Annotated in this window: 5 protein-coding genes; all 5 read right to left on the bottom strand. The window is 53.3% G+C overall.

Translation table 11 applies throughout. From position 1 onward, the window contains the following. Positions 1-91: 91 nt before the first annotated feature. On the bottom strand, positions 92-1,300 hold the full coding sequence (locus tag COL8621_RS18865; protein WP_093968987.1) for a dynamin family protein: 1,209 nt from the start codon (positions 1,298-1,300) through the stop codon (positions 92-94). 11 nt (positions 1,301-1,311) lie between these two features. Beyond that, a complete protein-coding gene (locus COL8621_RS18860) occupies positions 1,312-3,432 on the bottom strand; it encodes a dynamin family protein (protein ID WP_093968986.1) in 2,121 nt (706 codons plus the stop codon). 68 nt (positions 3,433-3,500) lie between these two features. Further along, positions 3,501-4,841: a P-loop NTPase family protein gene (locus COL8621_RS18855; protein ID WP_093968985.1), complete on the bottom strand. Its 1,341-nt coding sequence runs from the start codon at positions 4,839-4,841 to the stop codon at positions 3,501-3,503. Further along, positions 4,838-6,814 (bottom strand): dynamin family protein, encoded by a 1,977-nt coding sequence (locus tag COL8621_RS18850; RefSeq protein WP_093968984.1) that lies wholly within the window; start codon positions 6,812-6,814, stop codon positions 4,838-4,840. The genes COL8621_RS18855 and COL8621_RS18850 overlap by 4 nt, the downstream gene beginning before the upstream one ends. 181 nt (positions 6,815-6,995) lie before the next feature. Beyond that, entirely contained in the window at positions 6,996-7,352 is a 357-nt protein-coding gene (locus tag COL8621_RS18845) for a roadblock/LC7 domain-containing protein (RefSeq protein WP_093968983.1), read from the bottom strand. Between the last annotated feature and the right edge of the window lie 140 nt (positions 7,353-7,492).

Below are 7,492 nucleotides of genomic sequence, written 5' to 3'. Positions count from 1 at the left end.
CGCGCTCAGATCACTTAGATCAGGGGCTGCTTGGTCGCTCTACTTGGTCTTCGCATTCTATTAATACGATCGCTGTAGAGCGGCTCGCGCCTCAGATCATTGTTTCGTATGTTTTGCAGATTCTTCCGAATGCGGTGCGTACGATGCCTGGGTTCATTTTGTCGGTCTGGCACATGATATACACGACCGTGTTGGTTTCCTTGAACGTGTGGAAGACCAGAAGGTGCTTTTTCATGGTGATCTGAGACTCAGCGACATCCGGCTCGACACCGTCGTAGCGATAGTTTTTCCGCTGATCATCAAGGCAGGCCATACAGACCTGCGCGGTGATCTTGGCCACGTCATCGTCGCCATGAAGGTTAACGATGCCCGCAATATCTTGTTGAGAGAACACGCCAGCAGAGATGACGCCGTGCATGGTTTCAATAATGGCTTTCAGCGGCGCGTAGGTTTCTGCATTGGCAGCAGAAGCGGCGGCCTGAGGCGCCGGTTTGCGGTCGAAGGCCAAGATTTCAGCTGTCTCAGCAGGGGCTTCTTCTACCTCTGCTTCCACGGGTGTGACCACGGGCTCTGGCTTGGCTTGCGCAGCCGCGCGGATGCCCTCGGCATAGCCGTTCAACAGTTCAGAAAGCACCCCGCCGCTGGTGTCTTCCCAAGCCTTGTCCGACTCTTTCGACCCCGCGATAAGAGCGCTGGCCCCGCGCATGAACACGCTATCTTCAAAATGTTCACCGGCTTCTTTTTGCAGGCGCTCACTAATACGCCCCAAATCATTGGCGCTGCGCAGCTTATCCGCACGAGACACAGCCAACACAGAATGCTTTGGACGTGCTTCGGCAAGCTGCTCTACGATTGTCTTTTCCGTCAAACGCCAAGCCTGAGACGCGATGGTAACCCAGATCATAACATCCGCAGTCGACATGAAGGACAGCGTATCTTCCGAGATCTCTCCGTCGTGGAAGAACGGAACCTCGACGATTTCAAATCCCTTGATGTGAGGCTGGTCGCTGCAGATGATGCACAGCGCAATCTCTTCAAAACGCTCGCAATCTTCCAGAGACTCAACCTGAACACGGTCGCCATTCAGGTACTCAACGAAGAACCCAGGCTCTTTGTCATAGTAAACAAGAATGGTCGGCCGCCAGCTTTCGCCAAAATAGTTCGGCACAACATTTTCACGCAAAAGCGCATTGATAACTGTCGATTTACCCGAGCTGATCTCCCCGCAGACAACAACACGTACAGGGGCAGAGGCCGCCTCACTGGACGACGGGCCGAGATCGGCAACGGACATAGACATAATAATATTCCTTAAGCAGCGTCAGGCAACATTGCCTTGGAAAGCGTACTGTCTGTAATCGAAAGGTGCTGAAGGCGACGCTCCAATACCTCAAGCTGACTTTGCAGTCGGTGGGACATATGTACCAGACGATCAGGATCGTTGGACACCTCTTCCAGCTGACGCTTATCCTTTTTGAAGCGCTGTGTGCGTTCCGCAATGCTTGTATCGATCATGCGCAGCATAACCCGGATGCGCGAACACCCTGCCGTTGCATGCTCAACCTGTGCTTCGTTAAAGGCTTTCAGGATCTTCTCGATGGCGGGGCGCAGTTCAGCAGCTGCAATCGTGCGCATCGCATCAAGGGTCTTCTCGATATTAATCGATGAACGCTTCCAAAACGCCCAGCCCCGGTCCGCAATCAGCGCCACATCAAGCGACTTCTTGGAAAGGGTCAGCGTAGAAACGAACTCTTCGTAAGGCAGATCGTTCAAAGATATCCCATCCGTGGGCGTATCCAGCTTGTTGGTGATCGCCATACGGCAAGCCTCTAGGCAGTTGTTGAGCACAACATCAGTACCCGCCCGCGACTTGGTGTAGTTTTTCTTGATCTCTTTATCGAGGCTTTCACGCAGAGGCATCAGATCAATCGCCAGCGATTTGGACTTTTTGCCATTCACCGTGTCGCGAAGCAGACGCTCTTTCAAAGCGGGGCGTTGATCATCAACAAATCGCTCGATCGAGGCGTTCAGGCTTTGCTCCAAAGCACTCCAGGATTTGGTGACGATCTTGTCAATCTGGTCGTTCGCGGCTTCAAACAACCCTTCGACGTCATTTTGAACCGCCTGAATGGCTGCGATTTCGGCTTCCAGCTGCGCGACCGCGTCACCGGAGTTTTGCACGCCGATTTTCTCAACCTGCATCTGTACAGAATTACGCTCACGCTTGGTGATGAACTGCGCGCCGCTGATTTCAGCACGGGTATCTTCCAGAATCTGGTTCAGCTGCTGACAGCCAACACCGTTATCAATAACCGTGGACAGCGTGCGTTTCACATCATCAAGGCCAGACGCCATGATCAGACGATCCACCTGATCCTCAGGAACCTCGCCATAAGTTTCTTCAAGATAAGCATGAAGCTGCGGCGTATCCAATTGATCGCGCATCATGCGAGATTCTTCGTCACCGCGCATCGCGATATCCGCCATGAAGGCACTACCGGCACGGATCGTGAACTCCATATCTGGAATCGCACGGGTCAAACGCCGGGAAACATCGTTGATAACCCGCGGCACCTGCGTGCTGTAATCATCAAGCTCATCAATCCGGTTGATGAAGATGATCACGTCTTTGGAATCTTGCTGGGCAAGGATATTGATCAACGCAACATCCACATCGGTCAGCGCCTGGTGCGCGGACAGCACAACAATAAAGACATCCGATTTATCAAGGCTGCGGCAGGTAAACTCGTCACGCACCAAGAATGGGTCATTCACGCCCGGCGTGTCGGTCAGAATCACAGGAACCTGGAATTCCGGCAGGTTCATGTAAACATTGGCAACCTTGGTAATCGCAGCATACCGGCCAAGCGATTCACGATCCAACCCGTCATCAGAACCCGGACCGGCACAAACATAACGCTTCAGCAGGTCAGAGGTCAGGAAGTCATAGTCGTGGCTTGTGCCCAGAAGAGCATGGTAATGCTTGCCCAAGCGACGCTGCGCACGGTCCTTCATCTCTTCGGTCTGACGGCGAAGCACATCAGAATCAAAGCCCGGCAAAAGCTGTTCTGTCAGCTTGCGAACCTTCGAAGACCCTTCGATGATCTCTGTCCAGTCAGCTTCGTCGAAGAATTCGAACGAAGCGCCTGTGGCAGGCTCATTGGTCATGTTGATGCGAATGTTCGTCACCACGGATGTCCATGGGTTCACATCAGATGGCAAGAAATCGTGCTGGTGCAGGAACGCGTTCAAGAAGGTGGATTTCCCGGCCTTAACCTGACCGATCACAGCAACTTTCGCCGCCCATTGGTCCAGCCGTTCACTCAGCACCCGGAACCCCGACCGCGTGTCACGGCCGACAACGCTTTCAAGATTCTTCAACGTGCTGCGAAGAAATTCCAGTTCTTGTTTCTGCAACGGTGCGATTTGCATTGCTAACTCCCGAACACGATCATCTGCGTGCTTTACTCAACCTTGATTCAATCTTGGTTTGGTACGATTTACTGTTCTTTTCCGCCGGCGGCATTTCTCAGTCTAAGAAAGTTCTCCGGCCTAAATTCATCACTCATTTCGTCGTCATCCGCAGTGCTTTGCAAAAGACTGTCGACCTCTTCGATCAATGCGTCGACGCAAGCTGACAAAGTGGCCGGATCGCTGAGATCCTGCCGCCAGGTAATGCGTTCCCACATCTTCCGGGTTGGCCCCGCATCCGATGGAGTCTCGATGCTTTTCTGAACCAGAGTAGATATCTCTGGCTCTTGAGCATCGCCTTCGTCACCTTCAACCTGCTCATTGAACAAGTTGAACAAATCAATTTCTTCGGTGCTTTCGCTTGAAGCCTCGGCAGGCGTAGGTGCAGGCGCCGGCGCTGGGGCTGGCTGCCCATCATCCATTTTAAACAGCTTGATGATGCCCGACGTGTCGAGGTCATCCACCTGCATGTCAGCCTCCAGAACCATCGGCTCTGGCGCTTCGTCCGTGACCACAACAGGTGCCTCTTCAACAACCGCGACAGGTGCTTCGTCAGCAACCACAACAGGTGCCTCGTCAGCAACCGAACCAGAGGCCTTGTTTGATTTCACCCGACGTGGCTGGATGCTTACACCCTGCGGCTTCTTGGCTTTGCCTTCCAAACGGGCGGCATCAACATGCGGCTGCTCGGCACCAGGGCAATCCTTCAACGAGGCACTCAGCTCAATCAGATGATCTGAGATCGCAGCAAGATCTTCCTGATTCAGCAACGAACCCATCAGGAAATGGGAGAAGAACGGCTCCGCATCGCGCTTAACACGACGCATCACTTTTTGCGTGGAGCGTTCGTCAGGCATCCGGTCTGCGTGGGTGATCAAAATCGTGGAATTCTCTGTCAGATGCTCGGGCATCTCATTCCAGACCGACTTTTCACTCTGCCGCCAAGCTTGCACAGCATTGGTGCACCAGATGACCACGTCAGCATACTCAAGCATCCGCTCCCAGCATTCCGGCGGAATGTTAGGGTCCGAGTTGCCCGGCGTGTCGATCACGTCGAAATGTTCCAAAATCGGAGCAGGATTGGACAACAAGCAGAAGCTGGTATCCGTAACAGAAACCCCATCAAGCGTTTCAATCTGCTGCTTTTCACCATCGGTGCCCAAGCGGAACGAAGAAACGTCTTCGCCAACGATCCAGATCGGAGGCAGAGACGTAGACGTCACATTCGAAGGCAGGACAGTCGCGCCAAGCAAACCATTGATAAGCTGCGTTTTGCCCGAGCTGAACTCACCAGCCACCATGATCCGCGGCTTGCGCGCACGGGGTGCGGCCTCTGCAGGTGCTTCTGGGCGTGTTTTCTTATTGGTCATGCCACGATCCTTCCAAGATCAGTCTTGGCGTCACGCGACACCGACGCACCATCATCGATACACTCAAGAATGGCCGTCACAAATTTGTTCTGATCGATGGCAAAATCGACGATCACATCACGTGTGCTTTCGACCGCAGGGTCGAAGAAGTCGGTCAGCAACTCATCAATCAGAGGATCGGTTTCGGATTCAATCAACGCCTTGTAACGCTTGCTGGCGGATTTCTTGCCGCCAAAGCGCCAGAACTTGCGCCACCATGGACCCTGAAGATCCAGAGAAAGGGTTTTCGCAAGGTTTGTCGGCGATTTCACTTCGGGCTGCTCTGGCAATTCAACGCCAGAATCATCCTGATAAATGCCCAAGTCGCCCTGCAGAATATCCTGAACACCGTCCAGAACATCCTCAAGACGCTCTTCACCCTTGCGGCGCAGCTTCGTGCAGGACGAGGTGAACGCCGTGCGCATCATCATACGCAAGCTGGTTGGCTCATGATTCCATGAATCAAACTCGCCATGCGTGTTGACGTGCGACTGAAGTGCCTCAAGCGCAGAAACAACAAACGCCTGCTGCGCACGGACAAGCCGCTCACGCAGCCCTTCGCGCACCGATGCGGCGTCCTTGTCAAAGGTTTCAAGGATGTTCAGGCGCAACTCGGCTAGGCTATCGGTGATCTCGAAACGGTTAACATCCGCCTTCTGCGCGACAGGCACCTTGCGGTCCGCCATCGAGATAACCGTTTCGGTCATCTGCACGATGTTATCGAGCTCGTTATTGACGTCCTTAAGGATCGCCTTGCCCGGGCCTTCGACAATACGCTTGGCAATCGCGCGGTGCAGGCTTTCCACACCAGACGCTTCCATGGCCTTTTCGCGCAGAACCGCAGGATCGCTCAGATCGGCACCGCTGTCCGCAAAGAACGCCTCCAAAGACGCGCGGCTGGCAGGGTTCATCTTGTCACAGATGTCGTCAATCGAATGGTTCGCCCAATACCCGCTGCCGAACAGAATCTCGATGCCCTGACCAGCGCCCAAACGCTCCAGAGTCTTTTCAATGCTGGCACGGATTTTCGGCGCTTCTTCCTGCGGGGCGACCAATTCGTCCATACGGTTGACGAAGATCAGAACCTCACGGGCCTGAACGCTGCAGATGATGCGCAGCAAAGCCATATCCATCGTCGACAACGCCTGATGCGCCGACAGAACCACAACGCAAACGCGGCTTTCGCTGATCGCGTTCAACGTGATCTGCTCACGCATCATGAACGTGTCGTTCACGCCGGGCGTATCGCGAAGACACAGCCCTTTGGGATAGTTCGGAAGATCAATGTAAAGATCGGCAGACTTCGTAAGGTCCGCATAGACCCCTTCGTCGATTCCACCTTCGGCATCGTCCGGATCGCCATAGCAGATATACCGGTCGATCGTGTCTTTTTCGATCGTCTCAAAGGCGTGGCTGGAGCCGAGTAGCTTTTCAAACTCGTCACCCAGACGCTCTTCGGTCGTTTGGCGCATCTTCTGCACCTGCGATTTCACGTCATCGGCTTCCGCTTCAAAACCAGCACGATTCGCCATTTCGCCAAGACGGCCGCCGGTTGTTACCAGGCGGTCCCATTCATGAGCGTCAAAGAAACGGAAAAGTGCACGTGTATTGGGCGGGCGACGACGGCTGTTCAGATGGATGCCCGTGATCACAGAAGTCCAAGGGTTTACATCCGAAGGCAAAAGGCTTGTTTCGCCAATCAATGCGTTCATCAAAGTACTTTTACCGGCCTTAACCTGACCGATAATGCTGACCGATGGTTCGAATGATTGGATTTTTTCGAGTGTGCGCTCGATCGGATCCTCGACAAAGCTAAGAGCGTCTTCGGAGAATCCTGTCAGAGCAGTCTCAAGCGCATCCAGCTTGGACCAAAAAACATTAAGCTCATCAAAACCTTGGTGGCGTTGGTTTTTCGCTGCCTGATCTTGCGACATTTGACACCTCTTTACTCAACCATGGATGAAGGGTGAAACAGAAGAAGCGTGAAGATAGACGTTTCTTTCCCCCTATATCCTGACAACCAGAAATACCGGTTGTCAGGATATGTTTTGACTAGTCACACCAGGGGTAAACCCCCCAAAGATCAGAGGGTTACGCGCCTAACACGGTGTCGACTTAGATTTTGATAGTAGCTTCAACGTTCTTAACGTTCAGACGCGCCATACCAAGGTTCGCCTGTTTCTTGTCAAGAGCGACGTAGATGAAGACAGATGGGTTTTCGATCAGTGGGCGAATCAGGTGATACTGCGTGCCCAGAGTGATCAGGATGTCTTCGATCTTGTCTTTCAGACCGAGAGCTTGCATCGCGCGGTTCTTCGCACGAACAACTTCGGTGTTTGCAGCACCAGCTGCTTCAAGGTCCAGTTTGCCGGTTCCGGTTTCGGAGGCCAGCATCAGGCCGGAATCACTATCAACAAGGCACGCGCCGATGAAACCAGTGATGTTCGTCAGGTCAGAAATGTCTGTGGACATGGGTACTATTGCTTCCATACGTTACTACTTTGAGCAAATTCCCAAAACACTTTGACTGAAGTAAGGCGTCGACGGGACTTTTTGAGGTTAAAACATAGATATCTTCCCGATGAGCGGAAAATTCGCCCCGGACAAAGACT

This window comes from Actibacterium lipolyticum (genome assembly GCF_900184935.1).
GTDB classification, from domain to species: Bacteria; Pseudomonadota; Alphaproteobacteria; order Rhodobacterales; family Rhodobacteraceae; genus Actibacterium_A; species Actibacterium_A lipolyticum.
Note: the sequence above shows the minus strand (reverse complement) of the source record. Positions and strands in the feature narration are given on the sequence as shown.

Excerpts from the sequence above, each read along its gene's own strand:
- COL8621_RS18865 (WP_093968987.1), bottom strand. The coding sequence starts at position 1,300 with ATGTCTATGTCCGTTGCCGATCTCGGCCCGTCGTCCAGTGAGGCGGCC.
- COL8621_RS18860 (WP_093968986.1), bottom strand. The coding sequence starts at position 3,432 with ATGCAAATCGCACCGTTGCAGAAACAAGAACTGGAATTTCTTCGCAGC.
- COL8621_RS18855 (WP_093968985.1), bottom strand. The coding sequence starts at position 4,841 with ATGACCAATAAGAAAACACGCCCAGAAGCACCTGCAGAGGCCGCACCC.
- COL8621_RS18850 (WP_093968984.1), bottom strand. The coding sequence starts at position 6,814 with ATGTCGCAAGATCAGGCAGCGAAAAACCAACGCCACCAAGGTTTTGAT.
- COL8621_RS18845 (WP_093968983.1), bottom strand. The coding sequence starts at position 7,352 with ATGTCCACAGACATTTCTGACCTGACGAACATCACTGGTTTCATCGGC.